Genomic DNA, 21,034 nt, shown 5'->3' with positions numbered 1-21,034 from the left:
TTATCGTGCTCCCCCATTGATTAAATTTTGCGATGCTTCGACTGCCTTTTTATTCAGTTGTGTATAGGCATCCGAACGGCTAATTTCTTCATAACTTGTGCCAATACTGAGTGCCTCAGCTGCGAGGGCAGTTTGCCAAGCTTGACGTAGAATTTGTAATTGACCCAATCGAAGATTCTGCAGTTGGGTGGTTGCTTGCTGAACGTCGGTAATGGACAGTTTCCCTGCCTGAAACCCTTGTAAAGTACGGCTCTGAACTTTGGTCGCCAAAGTAACTTGTGCTGTTGTGGCATCGAACTGGCTACGTAAACCTTTGAGCTGATGCATGCTGTTGGCAATATTGAGTATTTGTTGCTTCAGCTCACGCTGCTGCTGTTGGTTCAGCAATATTTGCTGTTGCTGGACCATCGGGATCGCATATTGCTGGCGGTTAAAAATATTCAGTGGAATAGCCACGCCGATTGCCAAAGTCGTATCGTTGCTTTCATTAGGGGTTTTGCTACGTTTCATACCTACATTTAAAGTCGGATTGGGACGTGCCTGAATTCTTAAATTTTCAATTTGATGATCCGATTGCTGAATGTTCAAGGCATAGAATTTTTCTAGCCACCCTTCAGCAATATACCGTTGCACAGTTTGGAGACTTTGCTCTGGCCAAGGGATAGCGGTTTTATTCAATTGAAGATGTGAAGATGTTTCTCCCCCCCACAAATTAGACAGCTGACGACCGGCAGCTTGTTTATTCAGCATCGCTTGCTGATAAAGTCGTTGGATTTCTAGCGCTTCAATTTGGGTACGCTCAAAATCAACCAGGGCAATACTGCCTGCCTGATAGCGTTTCTGGGCACTGTCCAGATTGGCTTTACTTGTTTTTAACTGTACTGAATAAGCAGACTGCTCAACCTCAGCAAGTGCAAATTGCGACCATGCAAATTTAACAATCAGTTGGCTTTGTGCCTTCCATAATTGCTGTTGCAATTGGATTTGTTGATTCGAGGTATTGGCAATCACCCGGTTCAGCTTACGCTGACCAAATAGATCTAGAGGTTGACTAACGCCAACATTGAATTCCTGTTCTTGACCTGAGCCAAAGCCAGACTGTTCTAAACTTATACTTGGATTCTGCCATAACCGACTTTGCTGAATATTCAATTCAGATATTTGCTGAACTTGTTGCCACAGCTTGTCTTGAGTCTGGTAACTTTGTACTTTTGCTAAAGCGGATTCAAAGCTGGTAACGTTTTCAGCATAGCTATATTGCATAGCCGCTGCACATATACAAGCAACCAAGCTATGACGCAAGAGTATAATTGATTGTGAAGACATGATTTTTCCCACTTATTTAAATAATAAAAGTGGTGGGAATGTTTTAGGCTACCCCACCATGAGCGGGGAAAATTCGGGAGGTGGGCTTTGTTGAAACAGGTCAGGAGCCTGATAGCTGTTTTTCCAATGAAATTGTGGATTCACTTTAACTTCAGAGCTTGGATGAAACACATCTACTTTTTCATTTTGTACAATCAAATGCGTCATCGATGGTAGATGATCTTGATGATCTTCACCGATTTCTAAATCGCTACTGAATGTTTTTATGTTTTCTGACTGTCCATTATGATCGTGTTGACGACTATCGCTGGCACACAAGGTATTTTGGTGATGACCAAAATGATAACTCTGCTGTGATTGAGGCTGTTGTTCATGGACACAAAAGGCCGCCGCCACATTCCAAAAGCTTTGGAACATGAACAATCCAACCAAGACTGTAATCCATGTAGTAGAACGCATCATCATAACAATCGAAAAATTTGTACCAAGTATAAGGCTTAGAGCCACTCCAAGGTCAAGCTTAATAAATTAAATTAAACATTCAATGAACACTGAATAGCCGGCACTTTTGCAAATTTACCTTGTCTCTATAAGCTCACATCAATTTCAGGTAAGAATAACAATAGATAGTGAACCGTACCGGGTTTGTCGGAGACTTTTTATTTAAGTTAGGCCACCTGACCTAACGGGTTAATCTTATCATTGTACATTGCTTCAAACTCAAAAGGCGATACATTGTCAACGGCATTCTAAAATTGACCCCTTTTACCTTACAAATGGCAAAGTAAAATTGCCCCCTGAAATCAGAGAAAGAGCGGTTCAATTATTGATTGAATCTGAAAAAGATTATCCTTCTACTTGGGCAGCAATCACAGCTATTGATCCTAAAATCGGTTGTACTCCTGAAACATTGCGTGTTTGGTATCAAAAATATTTAGATCAACAAAATCCTGTCAAAGTACAACAGATATCTGATCAAAAAAAAATGAAGGGTAATCCCCCCTAAAATACTAGCTCTTTAAAAGAGGCAGTATTATGCTTTTACAACATGGTGTTTAACTTGAGAAACTGAATTTAAAACAATCTACTGTAACTCTTCCAGACAGATATGAAATTAATCCACCCCTAACCCTTTAAACACCGCATCCACCGGATCTGCATAAAAGCTGGTCTGGAACTTGGTAAACAGTTCCACAGGAATCGTTGGGATATCTGCCGCACTACTCATTGGTAAAGCAACCTTCTTGGCACCCGCATCAAAAGCAACTTGCAGACATTCGGCAATACTTTCCACCGGTGTCACTGAACCACCCAAGCTCATATCACCCAGTACCACCATCTGACTTTGTACCGATCGTCCTAAGAGGCCAGAAGCGAAAGCCACTAAACTTGGCAGAGCAAGATGGCTGAGCGGGCCGGTATTCTGTAATTCCACCACATGTAAGTGGAAATCATGTTCCAGCACCTTACTGCCCCCCGAGATCCGGGATGCATTGGCCTTGAAGTAATCAAAAGCAATCTTGACCTGTTCTTTGGCACTACTTGAATTCCATAAGCCAGATGTCGCCAATTTTCCTGAACCTTTAGTGACTTGAAGTTCTAAGCGGTATAAGCCTGGCATGCCCTTATTACTGAGGCCAATGGTATACAGGAAGCCTGGTTTAGCAGGACCTTCGGGAATAAGTCCACCTCCACCCTGCTCTTTTACCGAAACAAAATGCTCTTCTAGGGTGTCATTGTCGATATAGCTAAAATGCACATCATAGAATTCCATCCCCCCAATTTTTTTCAGCTGTTCTTTGACCCGACGGCGCACCTGCAGCGCATATTCCAGGCATTGCCGTACATCTTCTTTGTTAAATTGACCATGTGGGTAGAGCAGCTTCATCAATCCAGAAACCGTCTTGCGAACGGCAATCACATCACGCTGATTCAGGTTATTCCCTAGCTTAAAGTACTTCTCAATGGCATCCGCAAAACTACGCTTACGCATTTCCCGGAAGAACTCAGCCAGATAATCAACGATCAAGCCATAACGGTTGGTAAAGAATTCCGGGCGCATTTTCGGAATTTCCCAACCCGGGATATAGGCATGAAAGCGATCAAAGAATGCTGAATCGATCATGGCTTCAGGAAAAGGAGCCAATAAGTGGCTAGTCTTCACCAAGGATTCAACACTTTGGTTAATATTACCCACAAAAACCATCGAAGCTGAGGCTTCCATCTGTTCACGACCACGGGCAAAAGATCCTGAGGCCATGTAGTCTTTCATGATCTGTACGCCATCTTTGTCCTTAAAGGAAATACCAGCAACTTCATCAAAAGCTACCACATCCCATAAGCCCACCAGACCAATACGGCGGCTACTCATGTTATAGAACAGGTTGGCGACAGTCGTTTGTCCACCGGAGACTAAAATACTATTCGGTGAACACTCTTTGTAAATATGGCTTTTCCCGGTACCGCGTGGTCCCAGTTCACAAACGTTATAGTTATTTTCAACGAACGGAACCATACGCGCTAATAGGTGCCATTGCACATCCTCTTTTAACGAAGCCGGTTCCATGCCGATCGAACGGATTAAACTCTCGCGCCACTGATCAGTGCTTAATGCTGCTCTGCCACTGAAAAGTTCATCCATATTCATATTCGGCATTTGAATCGGCTTGAGTAAGCTCACGCCAAATGGAGAACTAGTCTGTCCTTCTTCAAAATAATAACTGAGCGTAGCAATGACCCAGATACCACCAACAAGTAATTTTTCATACTCTTTGACGATGCCTGCCGAGATTTCGGCATCTTTGATGCCAAGATTACTAAATGATGCTTCGTATTTGTCTTTACGCTCATTCAGCTTTACAGTCACCCGATCAATGACCTTATAACTGCCCCGTTCACGGACCAGGGATTTCACCTTCTCGGCTTCATCCGGTCGGACGTAGTTCTCAGCCAGTACGGTCTTTACGTTACGTAGTCCCTGTTCAATGATCTCTGGATCATCCGAGGCACAGTACATCCCCAGCAGGTATTCGAGTACATAGACAGGGACATTGGCCCCTTCTTTGATCAGTTTAGTTAGATCCTTACGTACCACCCGCCCAGCAAAGTGTTCATTCAGCAGCTGATCCAGTTCTTTATCGTTAGCAGATTCCATGTAGGCTACGCTCTATCGTTAATTCGTTATTAGAAGAAGTCATCGGTAAATGCCAAATCAATGGTGACCTTATAGCGTTGCATCTCGATATTCAGGTCTTTGTCTTTCAGTACCAGGAAGTAATCTTTCTTACGGTCAAAATCAGTGCCAGACAATGACAGTCTGACCTGTTTGACCCGATCGGCAACAGAGTCGGTAGTGCTATCAAAAGTCAAAGTTTCTTCACTGGAAACTTTAAGATCCCCATCATAAATGGCAATGGATAAAGTCACTGGCATGACCAGCTCACTGACAGCTTCGGTTTGCATCAAATCAAACTTCTGGATGTTATTGACCATCTTCAGCGTGGATTTGGTAGAAATGACCTCAACTTTACGCTTGGTCCGCTGTCCAGCCTTTTCACCACGTAGCTGTTTTACCATCAGTACCGGTACCACAATTTCCTGAGGCATGATGCCGCCATGCACGAAACGTGAGCCTCCTACGAAATGGAAACGGTTCGCCCCTTTTGGAATCCAGAAATCAGTCGCAGATAATGTGCCTGCCGTAGCTTGGGTTGAGCCTTTCCAGGCTTCCTTGCTCTCTGGTAAACCATGCCCAATCACATAGCGTTTTTTGCTCTTCAATGTATTGGCAGGTTTTTCAGTCAAGCTTGAACGATCCGCAGATTCCAGTTTACTTTGCTGGAACAGGAAGCCATGGTCGGCTGTAATCAACAGGGTAGAAATATTGAAGTGCATTAAGATTTTGCGGCTGAGTTCGGTCAGCTCTTCAATAGCATGTTCTACCGCCATAAAGGTTTCTGATTCTGTCGAGGCACTGTCACCGCGTGCATCAATCACGTTGTGATAAACGTAAATCAGCTCATGATCTTTCAGCGCTTCACGGCCTTCATCACGCGACCAGCCTTTTACCATTTCAGCGGTTACTGCCAATCCATTATAGGCAGCCAGAATTTTGGATCGTGCTGCAGTCCCTTTGCTGGACTGCCCATCTACTAAAACATCATCACCTGCGGCCTCTTTGTACTCCAAAGTCTGATGCGGCAACAACGAGGCCATGCCAAGTGTGGTGTAACTTGGGACAACGCCCAGCTGTGAAGACAAGGTCGCTTCAGAATAACGCTTTTCATTGATACGATCACGCAGCTCTACCGCAGCTTCATAACGGAAAGCATCACTGATAATCACCACAATACGGCGTTTCGTTGCGGAACTGAGTAAGGGTCTAACGTGAGTATCGTAGAAGTTCTGCTGATTTGGGATATCTGCCATTTTCCAGACATTCAAGCGTTGCTCAGCTTCAATCCGCTCGCCCCAGTTGCGTGCCAAGTGGTCAATAAACCAGTAGGAATAGCAATTTTCCACTTCTTCATCGAGTTTTTTCAGGATATCGACATGAGCGCGTTGAGAAGCAGCACTGTAGTGGCGATAGGCCATATCAAAGCGATACAACTCCTGCTCGTAGGCTTTATACAAAGCTTCACTGGAGTCGAAATAGAAACCGGCATCAAACTGCTGTCGCAGGCTAAACAGCTCAATGGCTGCCTGCAACGCTGTATAGACAGTACGATATTTACGGCGTGTTGCATCATCCTTATGTTTGGAAGCCCAATAACCATCCAGACGGGTAGAAATAATCGTTCTGAAATGTTCCAGTTCAGCTTTGGTTGCTGCAGGGATATGACTGGCCAAATCAACAATGATCTTTTGTTCAATCACTTCAAAGGTCATGACATCCAGCAGCTGCCCCAGATCAAAGGCCCCGACCCTCTCCTGGATCCGCAGTGCATTCGCCACGGTCTGGGAAAGCGTATCGAAGGTTGGGTAGTATTTAGAACTGTCTCTCCAGCGCGACAAAAAGGCTCTAGCCGTCGCACGGGAGCTGACGGATGACATCACCAGTTCTTGAGCCCATAGCGGTATATCGCCCAGGCTTTCACAGAAACCTGTAGTCATCAAACGGATAAAGAACGTACCGAGCTTGAATGGTGCTTCCCCATTCAATTCTTCAACCGATGCTGGATAACCAATTTCCGCCTGTAATGCGGTGACCAAAGCTGGCACCAGTTGGAATTTTTCCAGTTCAGCAAAGGAGTCTGGATTGACTTCCAGAGCCAGGTTCTGCTGTACCATTTCATCTGCCAGTGCCAGAACGATATGCATGAGTTCGGCACTGTCGGCCTTGACCACAGCTGCAATCATGGCCATATCCAGATTCTGTTCATCTGCATCAGGCTGGGTATAACGTTTTAATGCGCTCAGACGGGCTTTGGCTTTGAGGAACTCTTCACGTTTGGCCAGATGTTCTCTTAAACTTTGTTGCTGTAGCCCAAGCTCATTGAAAATAATCGAGAAACGATCGGCATAGAAGATGCGTGAATAGAGCTTGATGTCCAGTAACCAGTCTTTTTCAGTTTCAGGCTCAGGACTTGGAAAATACAGCAAGTATTTGCCCTGCTGATCCTCAAGTTCCAGTTTAAGCTTAATCGCAAGGCTGGATTCTTCTGCCATATTCAGAATATGAACATCATTCAGTTTTAACGCCTTTACTTCTTCGCTAAAGGACTGTTCCGCATCGTACCAGAAGACAATCCGGTGCTGTTCAATATAAAAGGCTTGTTCCAGACCTTGTTGTAGTTGACTTAAATTCATGCAACGACCTCATCAAGGTCTAGTACCGGAGAAAAAGCATTCATCATTTCTCCCCCGTAATCGCTTTGACTTCAGCCAACAAGTCCCCAAACTTGCCATAATTGACTTTCACCCCATCATCCAGATCTAACGTAATACGCTGATCGGCATAATGACGCAGCTTTTCTTCAAAAGTACTGAGTTCAGCCTGTTGCTTATGCAAGTCTTGCAGTTTTTTCTCGATGCGTTTGATTTCAGCCGCAGAGTCACTGCTTTCTTTTGCTGTTTCCAGAGAATTAGCATAGGCGGACATTTTGGAAATCAGTGGCATAACATATTCGGTACGCATACGCGCCAAGGTGCTTTCGTTATAACGATGCAAATACACCAACGCCTGGAAAGCCCCCTGTTTACCACTGCTGAATAGCCAGTAGATCGGGCGCTTTTTATAGGTCTGCATGTGATCTTTATAGAACTTGCTGGCGAGGTAACGGCGAATGGTGTCTTCAGCCGTTTCACTGGCTTTTTTATCTAAGCTTTCTGCGAGCCACTGCATATTGGCATCCAGTGTCTCTTTCCCCCAAACGGCAGTTAAGAACTCTCGAATACGGTGCGTTGCATCATCTTCAAACCAGTGCATTTCGGTCAATGGAATAATACCGTCAGCATCTGCCGGGAATGTTTGATAACGGCTAGCATCAAAGTCTTGATTACCTGCATGGGCATAGATCAGACCTGGTTCATCCAGACTATAACGCCCCATCATGCAGCCAAGTGCATAAGAGACTAAACGCTGGCTGTCTTTTTCACGGTCGGCACGAGTTAAAGTGATCTGTTCATCTGGTACGTCTGGTGTAAGTTCATCCTGTAAACCATAAGCATCAATAAACAGCTTATTGTTTTCTTCTTCCAAGCGTTTCATTTCAGCCACGGCGTCAGTATTTTGCTGTTGCCATGTGTTAAACGCTAGTTCTAAGTTTGGCTGTTGGCTACGAATAATGGGGTTTTGGGTAAAGTCCCATGAGGTTTCGTAGGAGTCCCAATCATATTTAGATAATTGAACACAAACCTTAATATTTTCTTCATTAGCTGCTTGTACATCAAATGGAAGTTTATTTATTTCGCCAACTCCAAAATGTAAGGTAGGATTCATAAGATTCATATAGTAGAAAACAACTTTTGAATTTAATAAACCTAATGTTGTTATTAAATTATTTGAAAAAACCATAGAACCTGTATTTTCAAATATAAAGCCTTCATCTACTAATCTTGCACAAAAAAAAGAACTCGAAATATCTGTCCAGGTTACGCCAGCTTTAAAATAATATGATGGATTTCGAATGGTAGAATTACGCTGCTGTTTAATTGCAAATCCATTTTTTTCCCAATTAATAATATGATTTCTGTTTCCATACCATTTTCTTGCAGTACCACCATCATTATGTGGGAACCATTTATTTAAATTAATTTGATTATTTTTGGCTACAAAATTGATCTTAGTATGATTGACTTCATACCACTCTCTTACAAACCTAGGTTTATCTCCGCTTGTTAGTCCACTTTTAGCATTAGCTATATCCGCTAATGCTGGCATTTTCTCAAAATTATCACGTATAGAATTACCTACCCAATATGCTATAGGACTACATGGTATTTTTTGGAAATCTTCTTGAATGGTTGTATCAAAGCGATTTAAATTATTTTTTAATAGGTATTGTTTTTCCTCATGATTTTTATCTACTAATCTGAAGAAAGCCGGCTTTACACCCCCTATATGTTTTTTTTGACCTACGAATGCTACAGTCTGTACAACTTCGCCTGATATCTCTGGAAAAGCTCGGGCTCCCAAATGAGCCATAGTCCAAATTGAATGATTTAGAAGTAATTTTTCCCGCATGTTTTGATATGATGTTAAAAACATCCATCCCTGCATTGTTACCATACTACTAGCACCAGATTCTTTACAAAAATCGAAACCACGTTCTATAAACATGGCAAAGAGGTCTGATTTACTATCAGGATAGTAATCTTTAGCGAATTCTTTTAAGTTTGTAATTGTATTCGCACCCATATACGGCGGGTTAGCGATTACAGCATCATATTTTTTCGCTAAAAGTTTTGCTTGTATAACCAAAGGCAATAATTTTTTAGCAGCGGCTTTCTGTAAGGTATCGCCCTCAATAACCAAGCCTTCTAAGGTATTTTGCAAATCGATAAAATCTTGTTCTGGGCTATCCATACAAATTAAAGAACCAAAAGTTGAGGCTTCTTTAAACTTAGCTAAAACTTCCTGAATCAGCTTAAAACGTTCGTCATTTTCAGGACTGCTTAAATCCTTTTGATCATTGCCAAACAGATCGACATGACTGCCTTTTTGCCATGCTTGGTTTAAGTTGAGATCTTTCCAGATTTGATCTGCATCTAAATCCTGACTGTCTTGTAGCGCAATAATATTCAGCTTCGGTGGATTGCTAAATAAACGGCGGTCATCCTCACGCGCTTTCATCAATAGCGCAAAACTGGCTAACTGCGCGGCACGGGTATCAATATCAATCCCGTACAGGTTGTTTTCCAGAATCAAACGTGGAATATCACGACTGCGGTAACCACGTTCCAAATAAATCGCTTTTAAGCAATCGTAGGCTTCCACCAGAATATGCCCCGAACCACAGGCCGGATCCAGTACCGTAATGCTTTCAGGGTTTAAGCTATCGCCATCTTCACTGATCCGTACATCAATCAGCTGTTTTAACTGTGCATTGACTTCATCGCTTTGCTCAGCCGGCTGAATATAGTATTCCCACCCACTGGCAAGCATACTTTCTGGCTGTGCCATCATCCATAGACGACCAACACTGTTCTGTACCAGGTATTTCACAATCCAGTTTGGGGTGAATAATTGTGTCGCGGCAGGGATATCTTCACTTTTGACAACTTTACCAATCACCTGGTCTTTCTTTTCAGAAATATAGAACTGATACAGCCAGCCAATAATCTGCACATCCGACCAGTCTTCTTCTGGAATACTGCTGACCAGATCACGGATCAACGAATCGGTTTTGGTCAGGTTATCCGGTAATAACAGTTCTGACTCATCAGACACCTGTTCGAACAGGAGTGGCATCACCTGATTCAACGCATGACACTGCGCCAGTAACAATTCACGATAGAGTTCTTCGTCTTTATTGCCATCCAGCTTGAGTTCAGCCACACGGCTGGCATCTAAACCCGGTAGCTCAATGTCCAGACATTCTTCCAGAATCTGCGGCAAGCCTGCACTACCATCGGCACTGCTCAGCACACGGCGACCATGATCCAGTAAGCCTTTGCATTCCATGTAGCGAATGGCACAGAGACGGTTAAACCAGCTATAAGCGATATAATCAATCGTCTGCTCAAAACTGCTGGTTTGAATGCGCTTGATCAGCTTCTCACGTGGTTTCATGACTGATAGCGGAAAAACCTGATCGCCAATCAGCAGCAAGTCCCCTTTCTGTTCTGCCGGTAAAATGCGGTCTGCGGTGATGCCATATTTAGCGGCTTGCTTGCGCATCGCTGCGATAAAATCATTTCGTGCTTGCGGTGCGTATTTTTTAATATTACTGGTATTCATCTTTAAACCTTTAATTAATGACTGATGCCGATATCCCTAACCCGAGTTAGCGGATACGCACACGCTTTTTATCACTCACGATTTTTTTCAGTTCAGCTTTGAGTGCGTCTACAAACTGATCCACTGATTCTTCTGTTTCCAGATAGACACTACTTGAGCTTTTGCTGTAAATGCTGGCGACATCAACTTCGACAACAGGTTTCGGTGGCACTACGGCTGTCACAGACTGTACCGGACTCGCAGCAGGTGTTGATGTAACTGGGCTGGCTGTAGTTGCTGAACTCGCCACACTCTCGGCTTTGCTCTGAGCCAGTTGTGCCGCTTTGGCCTGACGCTGGATTTCCGCCTGAACTTCGCTTTCCAACTCATACAAGGCTTCATCAAAACGCTCGACGCTGGTTTGAGTTTGCAACATATAGATGGTGGACAGGCTAGTTTCCACTTCAATATCCGTTTTCAGCAGTTGTAGTGGGCGTAATAGCTTGTTACTCAGCTCAGCGGTGGCAATACCACTGTTTTTAATCTCGGCTTCTAACTGTTTGATCTTGTCATCAATGTGTTCTATCGCCTGATTGCGCTTCTCAGTCAACAATTGCTCATTGACGCTTTCCACTGTACGAACCAAATCAGCCACTTTATTTAACAGACCATAGGGCGATTCAAGGGTGGAAATGCGATGTAATTCAGAGAGGGCTTTTTTTGCCACCTCATCACTGCCCAGCGCCTGTTTGTTTTTCTCAAAATGACGTAAGGCCTGTTGCAGTTGTTGCCAGCTTGGCATCTGGTTGCTGAAGAATTCATGAATATCACGATAATCTTCTTCCAGATCCAGATAGTCGTCCTTGTTCTCGACCACGGCCTTAAAGAAATCGAAGCTGTCGCTATTCGCCAGCAGACGTTCCAAAGTCAGAATAGACTTTTCAATCACTTTCTTACCCGGGAACTGCCCAACATCAGTTTTACTCTTATACGACTTAAAGTTGGCTAACCAAGTCTTAAGATGCTGCAAATAGAATTCAAATAGCTCTTTCTCAGTCGCTGGTCCCATCGCCGAGAACAGTTCTTGGGTGAGTTGGCGTGCCTGTTTCAATACCTGATCATCAGTCTGGCGTTTTTTAATGATCGACACATCACGGCGACGGCGGCTGTTTTGTAAAGGCTCAAAGGCATCTTTTAACTGTAAGCTGCCGCCATTTAACTGTAGTGAAATCCGCCCCATCGCAGCCAGCTGACCCACCAACAGTAAAATCTCGGCATCTGGCCAGCCATAAGGACGTTTGGCAAAACGATCCACCACATCTGACACCAGAATACGCTCTGTACCGGTGGCCCGTAGTGCAATGTACTGCTCCACTTCCTGTAGGGCTTTGGGATTGCTCTGACCGCCATCCAGAGACAATCCGAGCTGCGCCATATCATCCACAGTCAAGACGGCGTTCAGTTCACGCCAGGCATCCTGCTGATAGACCTGCAGATAGCTCAGTTTGGTATAAGTGTTTTCCAGCAAATAACGACAAGCCTCATCCAGCTTGGTGGTTGGACTTGAAGATGAAAGTTGTAGATGTTGACCCAAGGCATAACTTTCCGCGTCCAGCAACATTTCTTCGACCCGGACACGCAGGCGTTTTTTACGCTCCTGGTTCTCACGGCCACGGTCTGCCAGGATACGGGTGATATCGGACTGAGTGCCATCATCATTTAACCGAATAAATTTATTGGTTTTCAGCCAGGTGCGCAGTTCATTAAAGAACTGTTTATCGTCTGCCAGTTTAAACAGGACTTGTCCTTCGGCCTGAGTACTTTTACCAATACAGTAAGCTTCAGTATAGAGGTTGTATTCCGTATCCAGCGGAGAAATGATTTCAACTTTCAAATCGCTCTCATACTTGCCATCCAGGCTATGACCATCCAGAAAACGACCAATCTGATAGTCCATCTTGTTGGCTTGATGGCGGTATTTGTTCTGATCGCGCAGTAAATCTTTAAAGATCAGGTTGGCTAACTCTTTATTTTCTTCTGAAGCCGCTAAGTCTGTGGCTTTAATTTTTCGGGTAATATCCCGCTCTTCATTGGTTAGGAACAGGAACTCATCACCATTCCTAGTAATCAGGCTCTCTTTTTCCAGACGCTGCAGGCTCTCTTCAATCCGCTTGCGCAATGCCAGCTTATCTTCATCAATTTTCTCAATCGACAAAGTCACCAGGTTATCCAGCGTACCTTTGATGATATCGACATAGCGGATCATGAACAGGGTACGCAGCATCTGCACATCAAAACCATCCAGGGTCTTATTCTGCCCTGCCTGGTCGATGGTACGCTTCACTGCTGTATCCAGAAATCCTTCCACTGAAGTATAGAAGCGGTGGAAAGGAACCAGGGCACCGACTTCATCTGTAGCAATCGCATTCGCGGCCATCTGGAACGCATCCAACATGGACCGTTCACCATAGGCCAGGTGTGCACCGGTCGCACCGACCTTACGGATTTCTTCAAATACTTTTTGTACCAGCTGAAAATGGTACGGCGCAAAAGGATAGTTATGGATAAAGCTGTCTGGCCCCTCATAGTTCTTTAGGGTTGGGCCTGAACGGTCAAAGGTAATCTGATTTTTTAAGATATCGCCCTTTTGCTCAAACACTGATCTGAGCAATGCTTCTGCTTCTGGGGTTTTACGTAATAAACGTTTCTGGATGACTTCATCGGTATTGGAACTGGACAGTGATAACCGGGTTTTAAAACGACCAGCAATCTTGGAGAAGTCATTGGCTTTGGAAGAAGACATCTCACCTAAAACAGCATCGATGTCTGCCTGTGAGGTGACGATAATCCAAGCGCGGCCTTTACAGATCGTACCCAGGTTTTCAGTAATGGTTTGCAATGTCAGCATCAAGCGGGTATCGCTGCCAATAAACTGCCCCACTTCATCGACCAAGAACAACATGCGTTGCTGGGGTCCTTTGCTGTCCAGGTATTCTTTCACCCACTGACAGAAGTTTTCAACCGAAACACTAAAGGTCTGCTCAGAATCCTCAAACCACTTGTGTGCAGCTTCTGCTGATAGATTCAGTGCCTGAGAAATCGCAGTTTCGACATCATCCTGATAGAACTGATATCCGTCACGTTCTTCTAGCCAAGACATGCCGCTGGATTCCTCAAACGCCTGTTTAAAGCGTTCATACACCCCTTTCTGGCTCAGGTGACGTTCCATATGGGCAATATGTGGATGGTCAGCACTAAAACCCTGATACTCGTTAAACACACGTAAAAACACATTCAGGATCGGATTGCCATCGTCATTGGAACTGGCTTTACTGTCAATGTTAAACAGGATGACATCGGCATGATGGCTAACGGCCTTGCCAATATCGGCACGGATAAATGCATCGCGGATTTTAGTTTCATCAAAGAATTCTGCGGCGCTACGCTCGTTACCTTGCGCATCACGTACCACTTTATTGGCCAGAATATACGACAAGGTTTTCAGGAAATGTGATTTACCTGAACCAAAGAAGCCTGAAATCCATACGCCGACACGGTTGGCAATCGAAGGATCGCTCAGGTCTGTGCCATAAGACTGGAAAAAGTCCCGAAAATGCTTTTCCAGTTCATTGGTGACCACATACTCATCGAGTTCCTGATAAACCGTAGTATTGTCATTCTGGTCTGCTTTTACGACCCCGTTAATCGCACGATCTAATGGCTTATAAAAAAGTTCTTTAATGTTCATCTCAATCCATTCCCCCGAATTCTTATTTCTATTTGCCGTGTTAAGGCACTAATCTGAATGCTCTGTAGTAATTATTGCTTGGAATTTTTCCAAATAAACTCATCGCTTGACCGTCGTAATAACCTGGGTAAAACAGCACCACTGGCTTATGCCCCAGTAACGAATGCAAACTGTTCAATAAGTGATGGGCACGTAACAGTGGCCAAACCGACCCTACCCCAGTCATCAACACAATATCTTGTGCATTGGTGGCATATTTACTCACCAGATAGGGCGCGAACTTATCCATATGCAGTGGGCCTTTCAGCGCTTTGAGCAGCGCCTCATCGCCTTTGGCTTTTTGCATTTGAATGGCTTTATCGATGAAGTTACGCTCAGACAGATAATCCACCACGGCTTGCAGCAGGTTGATATTCACCACCTTCAGCTGACTGTGTTTTTTCTCCAGCATCCCGTCTAGAAAATGCAGATATTCGCGCACCTTCAACTCATCTTCAGGTGCATAATCAAAAATCCAGAAGCCAATTTCATTGCCCAATCCTTGTCCAGTGAGAAACTCGGTTGAAAGTATTCGCTCTGGAATCTGGTTCAGACGCTCATGTATTGTTTGACTCATTGCTGCCCCTCTACAACTAACGCGTCCATACCGACACTTCCATAGATCTTTTAATGCGTTGTTTATAATGTTCTTCCAACAGGCTACGCAGCTCTGCTCTGACGATCACGCGCTGCAACTCCAGCTTACGGGTACTTTTTAAATAACCGGCTTCTGCCAGCATGCGAAACACCACCTGCCCCATTTTTTTCTTGCTGGACTCTTTCCAATCACAGATATCCGGATCACGTTGTGAGCGTTCATCCAAAAAATCTGACCAGATATAACTGTCCAAGTATTGCGCCTGGGAGATATAGGCATCCCTCATCACCGTTTCCATAAACTCAAGCAGCAACAGGTTGCGTTCCAGTGCCCCACAAAAAGCCACCTGAGTCGCCAGCTCATCATCCCCATCCCGCAAAGCTTTCCAGAAATCAGGCTCTAAGCGCTCAAGACGCTTACGAATGGCAGTGGCGTTACGTTGGGCTGAAGCAGGCGTTCTTTTTTGCAGAATATTGTCAATCTGAATGGCCTGATGCCATTGTTCTGGAGTCGCTTCTCGTAATAACAGATCCGCGATCAGCCGGCTTTCACGCACCATCAGGGAACCGCCAATCAGGTCACTGTCATAATGAAATTGTTCTAACATAGCCAATCTCCTATGACGCCTGATCAAACAGGTAAGACGACAGCTTTTCGATATCTGAGCGTTGTAGTACCAAGGGATATTTCAAGGCATCATCCGCCTCAGCCAGCGTGATCGCGGCCTGATATCGCTGCAAAGTATAGTGAGCCAGGGCTTTTTTCACCGGAATCTGTAATCTGCCATCAGGCATGCCGAAGTCTTTTTCGACCAGCGCTTGTTGTGATGAGTTCAATTTTGGATTAGGGATCAGCGTCAGTACAATTTCTTCATGCCATTGCTGATCCTGAGCAGGGCCTACTGACTCAATCGCCATCACAACAGGTGTGCGATCAATTCTGGAGAGTAAAAAGTCCTTAAACTGCTTGCTCTGATGGCAATAGGCACGGACATGCCAGCGAAAACCGGTATACACCAGGGTGTGTGGGGAAATGATGCGTTCATGCCACTGCGGATTCTGCATCGAGGCATAAATCATTTTTAAAGTACTTTGGTTGCGGCAGGCACGCAAAACTTCCCGAATCACTTCAGGACGTACACTGCGATCAGGTAATTGAACTGCTGTAAGATTCGGTTCTGGCATCGCAATAAGGGCATGCGATTCACTGACCAAGCCCGAGAGCATATTGAGATATTCATTGATATGCGCTGTAGTCAGTACAGGCTGGAAGCTGGCCTTAGGCACATAACCCTTGACGGAGGGGTCATGAATCAAGGCATCGGGGTTATACAGCGTATTGTAACGCTTGATATCCGCAGAAGCCTGCTGTCGACTGAGCCCAAACCAGCTCATCAAACGATTGGTAACCAAACGACCTTCCCAGTAAGCAAGCAACTCGATGGCTCGCATTCGAAGAAGCACTTCATGCTTATCTGTCGTCATATACCAATCAGTCAATAAATAGCAGCTTTAAGATTACCCTACAGCAAATATACAGTAAATATTTTTGACGGTATTTAAAGGTAGTATTGCAATCATCAGATAAAAAATATACTAGTATCCTGATGATAGCCGTCAAAGTACGATCTCTAGCAGATCATGGATCCTGGTATAGCGCGTGAATTGAGCTAAGTTTTAGAATGAGAGAAATATGGGTTTTAGATTTCGTAAAAGTATTAAATTATTCCCGGGTTTTAAAATTAATCTGACCCATAAAGGCATCAGCAGTGCCAGCATTGGCAAACCTGGTGCTTCTCTAAATATTGGGAAAAAAGGTACGCGAACCAGTGTCGGCATTCCAGGTACGGGACTATCTTACTCTAAACACCAACCTTACTCTAAAAAGACCCGTGTTCCACAACCGACATCGCTAGAACACACGGAATATAATCCTCAGAATTTAGAACAACCGAAGGCAAAGATATGGCCTTGGATTATTTTTGGAATATTGTGTTTTATGGTGGGTGCCGTCATTTTTTAGCAAGAACCGCATTGTATTTTAATCAAAAAAAAAATGCCCAGATGGATGAATGGGCAAACTAAGGAATTAATATCCTTCAGAAACTCCAGCGCAATTCTCGCTACTTTCAGTAAGCGACTCTGGCTCAATCATGATAGTCTGACTCAATCGAGTCGAGGTAAATCGATCCATCACAATTGGAGCAGAAATTATGCTTGATCACACTCTTGGTTAATGCTGAAAAGTCTTTGAGTTTTAATTAATAAATAATAGTATCCATGTCTACCCTCAACTTTACTTATTTTCAGATAGCAACCAATCGAGAGCACTCATTTTTACAATACCATTATAATTCGCTTCAGTCCCTATCGTGTCTAATGTAAGCAAATACTTGGGATACGAATCAGAAATTTTCTGTAATGGACGTAACTCTCGGCTGAGTGTCTCCTCATTGAGCGTTTCTAATGCCACCTGATAATAAGTTAAATTCTGTAAAGTATCGACAGCAACAAAATCAATTTCATATTCATCAACCCGCCCTACATAGACCGTATAACCTCGTCTGACAAGCTCAAGATAAATCACATTTTCTAAGATATGACCTTGATCAGCATTAGCATCAGGCAACATAATCCGGCGCAATCCGACATCAACTAAATAGTATTTTTCAGAGGATTGTAATAACTCACGCCCGCGTACTTTAAATTGTGCGGCACTATAAAATAACAAACTGTCCTGTAAGCCCTGAATATAGCGTTTTACTGTTTCAAATGAAATTTTAACCCCACTTGAAACAAAGGTATTTTTAATTTTATTGATGGAAATAGCTGAGCCTGTCACGCTTGCCAAATATCTTGTGACACGCTCGAGAGAGTTAATATCGGCAGTATTCAAACGTGGAATAACATCTTTAAACATTACACTGGCATAGACCGCTTGCAAGTAATCATAAGTTTCCTGCTGGCTAGTCATGGCAAGCGTATAAGGGAAACTACTGCGCGTATACATGGCATACAAATCACGATTTGATAATTGTTGGATGATCGGATTATTTTCAATATGCCACTGTTTAAATTCTTGGAATGAAAGGGGTAAAACATGTTGCTCTATATAGCGTCCTGTAAGTAAAGTCGCAAGTTCTCCACTTAGAAAGAATGCATTTGAGCCTGTAATATATAAATCGATATAATCCCGAACATATAAAGAGTCGACTACTTTCTCAAAATTTGTAACATGTTGAATTTCATCTAAAAAAACATAGTTTTTTTTACTTTTATCAACTTTGGATAATACATAATCATGTAGTTTACGGTAATCGGTGAGTTCTTCAAATTCCATAAATTCGAAGTTGATGGCAATGATGTTTTCGGCTTGTACGCCCTGTGCTTTTAGGTCTTGTTGAAACATCGCCAATAAGGTGGATTTTCCAGAGCGACGTACACCCGAAAGCACTTTAATGACATCACGGTCTTGCCATGTATTCAGAAATTTTAAGTAGCCATCACGTCGAATATTAGCGCTTCTCATTATTTACACTTAGAATCTAAAGTTTTAATAAATTCTATCAAATTTTAGAATGTATATGTAAATATATTTAGTTTTAAGAAAAGTTTAAAGGTTAAGTGAAACATTCAAAGCTGCTGTAGAAGCATGTAAACATGCAGATCTGATCAAAATCCAAATTCTGTCTTTTTGATTATTTTCCATGTCATGTTATGTCATTTATGCTACGAGTTAACTGCTATATAAATTAAGTGAAAAGTAAATGGAACTAAGTTGTTAACTAGAGTGGAACTCATTTTTGTTGTGCTGATGGTCTCAGCCTTAATCCTAATTGCTTATGAAATGCTAAAAGGTTTATTTTAGAGCATCTATACAATTTTTGATCAAAAAAAGCCCACAGAGGGAATCTATGGGCGAAACTAAGGACCTTGACGGTCATTCAGAAACTACAGCTAGTTTCTGGTTGTGATTCTGGACTGAATTAAAAATAACCATATTGGCTGAATGTATCAAAAGTTAAATCATGTGATTAATCATTGATACTTCTGCAAAAATGAGCTCATCGCTCTGTTGATTAATACAGTAATTCACCAAACAAATCCGCTCTAATCTCTTCCAGGCTCAGATCTGATTTCATCCTATTACAGATGGGATGAACCAGCAGACCATTCTCTAGAACACCTTGCCCACCTACGGCTTTGGCAATCCGATGATCCGATTCAGTAGAATCAAGATAGATCAATCCATCACAAATGAGGCAAAAGTTATGATTACCCACCAGAAAATTGTGCTTAAGCAGACTCTTGGTTAATGCCGAAAAGGCCTTGGGCTTTGACCGAGAAATTGGACTAATCGACTCCACATATCCCACTCTATTGTAAACAAGACATTTTTATCTTTTATATTCAATGGCTTATTTTCCTGCTAATTGGTAATACCATGAAAAATACCATGCTCAGAAAAGGCTTAACAATATTTTGAAAAATTGCCTACTGAGCGCTGCCGCACAGCTCCATAGGCCGCTTTCCTGGCTTTGCTTCCAGATGTATGCTATTCTGCTCCTGCAGCTAATGGATCACCGCAAACAGGTTACTCGCCTGGGGATTCCCTTTCGACCCGAGCATCCGTATGAGACTCATGCTCGATTATTATTATTATAGAAGCCCCCATGAATAAATCGCTCATCATTTTCGGCATCGTCAACATAACCTCGGACAGTTTCTCCGATGGAGGCCGGTATCTGGCGCCAGACGCAGCCATTGCGCAGGCGCGTAAGCTGATGGCCGAGGGGGCAGATGTGATCGACCTCGGTCCGGCATCCAGCAATCCCGACGCCGCGCCTGTTTCGTCCGACACAGAAATCGCGCGTATCGCGCCGGTGCTGGACGCGCTCAAGGCAGATGGCATTCCCGTCTCGCTCGACAGTTATCAACCCGCGACGCAAGCCTATGCCTTGTCGCGTGGTGTGGCCTATCTCAATGATATTCGCGGTTTTCCAGACGCTGCGTTCTATCCGCAATTGGCGAAATCATCTGCCAAACTCGTCGTTATGCATTCGGTGCAAGACGGGCAGGCAGATCGGCGCGAGGCACCCGCTGGCGACATCATGGATCACATTGCGGCGTTCTTTGACGCGCGCATCGCGGCGCTGACGGGTGCCGGTATCAAACGCAACCGCCTTGTCCTTGATCCCGGCATGGGGTTTTTTCTGGGGGCTGCTCCCGAAACCTCGCTCTCGGTGCTGGCGCGGTTCGATGAATTGCGGCTGCGCTTCGATTTGCCGGTGCTTCTGTCTGTTTCGCGCAAATCCTTTCTGCGCGCGCTCACAGGCCGTGGTCCGGGGGATGTCGGGGCCGCGACACTCGCTGCAGAGCTTGCCGCCGCCGCAGGTGGAGCTGACTTCATCCGCACACACGAGCCGCGCCCCTTGCGCGACGGGCTGGCGGTATTGGCGGCGCTGAAAGAAACCGCAAGAATTCGTTAACTGCACATTCGGGATATTTCTCTATATTCGCGGTTCAGCAGGCATGTCCCCTTTGAGGGCGACCCGACGACAGGATAATCGACCTTATGGTGCGCAAATATTTCGGCACAGACGGTATTCGTGGCAAAGCCAACGAAGGCGCGATGACGGCGGAAACCGCCTTGCGCGTCGGCATGGCGGCTGGCCGTGTCTTTCGTCGCGGTGACCACCGCCATCGTGTCGTGATCGGCAAGGATACGCGCCTGTCGGGCTATATGCTTGAACCCGCGCTCACAGCCGGTTTCACCTCGATGGGCATGGACGTATTCCTTTTTGGCCCGCTGCCGACAACGTATAGGAAGAATAAACGCCCTTTTCACCCAAGTCCAACAGCTTTGGACCGCAGTTGACTCTTTCGACACCCCTGCGATGCAACCCAATCCGGCTGACGGGGAGCCAGCAACGCTGAAAATTTAC

13 protein-coding genes and 2 pseudogenes are annotated in these 21,034 nt (G+C 44.3%); 4 read left to right on the top strand and 11 right to left on the bottom strand.

The annotated features are described in order from the left end of the window. Both FTT76_RS16490 and FTT76_RS16485 read right to left on the bottom strand, forming a co-directional pair. On the bottom strand, nt 1–1,326 hold the full coding sequence (locus FTT76_RS16490; protein ID WP_035269736.1) for a TolC family protein: 1,326 nt from the start codon (nt 1,324–1,326) through the stop codon (nt 1–3). Nucleotides 1,327–1,374: 48 nt separating this feature from the next. Beyond that, a complete protein-coding gene (locus FTT76_RS16485) occupies nt 1,375–1,791 on the bottom strand; it encodes a cation efflux protein, CzcI-like (protein WP_227591103.1) in 417 nt (138 codons plus the stop codon). A 289-nt stretch (nt 1,792–2,080) separates the two neighbouring features. Here FTT76_RS16485 and FTT76_RS16480 point away from each other — a divergent pair. Next, nucleotides 2,081–2,317 (top strand): annotated as a pseudogene (locus tag FTT76_RS16480) (hypothetical protein); the annotation flags it as partial. Nucleotides 2,318–2,440: 123 nt separating this feature from the next. Here FTT76_RS16480 and brxL read toward each other — a convergent pair. From brxL to FTT76_RS16445, 7 genes are read right to left on the bottom strand one after another with little or no spacing between them, the layout of a single operon-like run. Beyond that, nucleotides 2,441–4,480 carry a protease Lon-related BREX system protein BrxL gene (brxL, locus tag FTT76_RS16475; protein ID WP_005021615.1) on the bottom strand — a complete coding sequence of 680 codons (2,040 nt, stop codon included), beginning with the start codon at nt 4,478–4,480 and terminating at the stop codon, nt 2,441–2,443. A 29-nt stretch (nt 4,481–4,509) separates the two neighbouring features. Then, complete coding sequence (gene pglZ / locus FTT76_RS16470) at nt 4,510–7,134, bottom strand: BREX-1 system phosphatase PglZ type A (RefSeq protein WP_180004191.1); 2,625 nt, start codon at nt 7,132–7,134, stop codon at nt 4,510–4,512. 43 nt (nt 7,135–7,177) lie between these two features. After that, nucleotides 7,178–10,726, bottom strand: coding sequence for a BREX-1 system adenine-specific DNA-methyltransferase PglX (pglX, locus tag FTT76_RS16465; protein ID WP_180004193.1), 3,549 nt, complete (start codon nt 10,724–10,726; stop codon nt 7,178–7,180). Between the two features lie 46 nt (nt 10,727–10,772). Further along, complete coding sequence (brxC, locus tag FTT76_RS16460) at nt 10,773–14,453, bottom strand: BREX system P-loop protein BrxC (protein ID WP_180004195.1); 3,681 nt, start codon at nt 14,451–14,453, stop codon at nt 10,773–10,775. Between the two features lie 40 nt (nt 14,454–14,493). Further along, nucleotides 14,494–15,069, bottom strand: a complete 576-nt coding sequence (locus tag FTT76_RS16455) for a DUF1788 domain-containing protein (protein ID WP_086355031.1) — start codon at nt 15,067–15,069, stop codon at nt 14,494–14,496. A 16-nt stretch (nt 15,070–15,085) separates the two neighbouring features. Next, on the bottom strand, nt 15,086–15,697 hold the full coding sequence (locus FTT76_RS16450) for a DUF1819 family protein (RefSeq protein WP_121523422.1): 612 nt from the start codon (nt 15,695–15,697) through the stop codon (nt 15,086–15,088). Between the two features lie 10 nt (nt 15,698–15,707). Then, the gene (locus tag FTT76_RS16445; RefSeq protein WP_180004198.1) at nt 15,708–16,574 is read right to left on the bottom strand and encodes a WYL domain-containing protein; all 867 of its coding nucleotides are present in this window, start codon (nt 16,572–16,574) and stop codon (nt 15,708–15,710) included. Between the two features lie 208 nt (nt 16,575–16,782). Between FTT76_RS16445 and FTT76_RS16440 the strand changes: the two genes are divergently transcribed. Beyond that, nucleotides 16,783–17,112 (top strand): DUF4236 domain-containing protein, encoded by a 330-nt coding sequence (locus FTT76_RS16440; RefSeq protein WP_005403805.1) that lies wholly within the window; start codon nt 16,783–16,785, stop codon nt 17,110–17,112. Between the two features lie 273 nt (nt 17,113–17,385). Here the strand turns inward: FTT76_RS16440 and FTT76_RS16435 are convergent, their stop codons facing one another. After that, nucleotides 17,386–18,618 carry an ATP-binding protein gene (locus FTT76_RS16435; protein WP_160255372.1) on the bottom strand — a complete coding sequence of 411 codons (1,233 nt, stop codon included), beginning with the start codon at nt 18,616–18,618 and terminating at the stop codon, nt 17,386–17,388. 550 nt (nt 18,619–19,168) lie between these two features. Further along, nucleotides 19,169–19,480: pseudogene (locus FTT76_RS16430) on the bottom strand (HNH endonuclease signature motif containing protein); the annotation flags it as partial. Between the two features lie 282 nt (nt 19,481–19,762). On the opposite strand from FTT76_RS16430, the gene sul2 reads away from it, so the two are divergent. Then, nucleotides 19,763–20,578, top strand: a complete 816-nt coding sequence (gene sul2, locus FTT76_RS16425; RefSeq protein ID WP_001043260.1) for a sulfonamide-resistant dihydropteroate synthase Sul2 — start codon at nt 19,763–19,765, stop codon at nt 20,576–20,578. Nucleotides 20,579–20,664: 86 nt separating this feature from the next. Further along, complete coding sequence (locus tag FTT76_RS16420) at nt 20,665–20,967, top strand: phosphoglucosamine mutase (RefSeq protein WP_000251875.1); 303 nt, start codon at nt 20,665–20,667, stop codon at nt 20,965–20,967. The last annotated feature ends 67 nt before the right edge of the window (nt 20,968–21,034 follow it).

It is taken from the genome of Acinetobacter sp. YH01009, from assembly GCF_013420765.1.
Taxonomy (GTDB): Bacteria; Pseudomonadota; Gammaproteobacteria; order Pseudomonadales; family Moraxellaceae; genus Acinetobacter; species Acinetobacter amyesii.
Note: the sequence above shows the minus strand (reverse complement) of the source record. Positions and strands in the feature narration are given on the sequence as shown.

Bases quoted from the DNA above. Each gene is read 5' to 3' on its own strand.
- FTT76_RS16435 (WP_160255372.1), bottom strand. From the start codon at position 18,618: ATGAGAAGCGCTAATATTCGACGTGATGGCTACTTAAAATTTCTGAAT.
- FTT76_RS16455 (WP_086355031.1), bottom strand. From the start codon at position 15,069: ATGAGTCAAACAATACATGAGCGTCTGAACCAGATTCCAGAGCGAATA.
- pglZ (WP_180004191.1), bottom strand. From the start codon at position 7,134: ATGAATTTAAGTCAACTACAACAAGGTCTGGAACAAGCCTTTTATATT.
- FTT76_RS16445 (WP_180004198.1), bottom strand. From the start codon at position 16,574: ATGACGACAGATAAGCATGAAGTGCTTCTTCGAATGCGAGCCATCGAG.
- FTT76_RS16440 (WP_005403805.1), top strand. From the start codon at position 16,783: ATGGGTTTTAGATTTCGTAAAAGTATTAAATTATTCCCGGGTTTTAAA.
- FTT76_RS16420 (WP_000251875.1), top strand. From the start codon at position 20,665: ATGGTGCGCAAATATTTCGGCACAGACGGTATTCGTGGCAAAGCCAAC.
- pglX (WP_180004193.1), bottom strand. From the start codon at position 10,726: ATGAATACCAGTAATATTAAAAAATACGCACCGCAAGCACGAAATGAT.
- FTT76_RS16490 (WP_035269736.1), bottom strand. From the start codon at position 1,326: ATGTCTTCACAATCAATTATACTCTTGCGTCATAGCTTGGTTGCTTGT.
- FTT76_RS16485 (WP_227591103.1), bottom strand. From the start codon at position 1,791: ATGATGATGCGTTCTACTACATGGATTACAGTCTTGGTTGGATTGTTC.
- brxL (WP_005021615.1), bottom strand. From the start codon at position 4,480: ATGGAATCTGCTAACGATAAAGAACTGGATCAGCTGCTGAATGAACAC.
- sul2 (WP_001043260.1), top strand. From the start codon at position 19,763: ATGAATAAATCGCTCATCATTTTCGGCATCGTCAACATAACCTCGGAC.
- FTT76_RS16450 (WP_121523422.1), bottom strand. From the start codon at position 15,697: ATGTTAGAACAATTTCATTATGACAGTGACCTGATTGGCGGTTCCCTG.
- brxC (WP_180004195.1), bottom strand. From the start codon at position 14,453: ATGAACATTAAAGAACTTTTTTATAAGCCATTAGATCGTGCGATTAAC.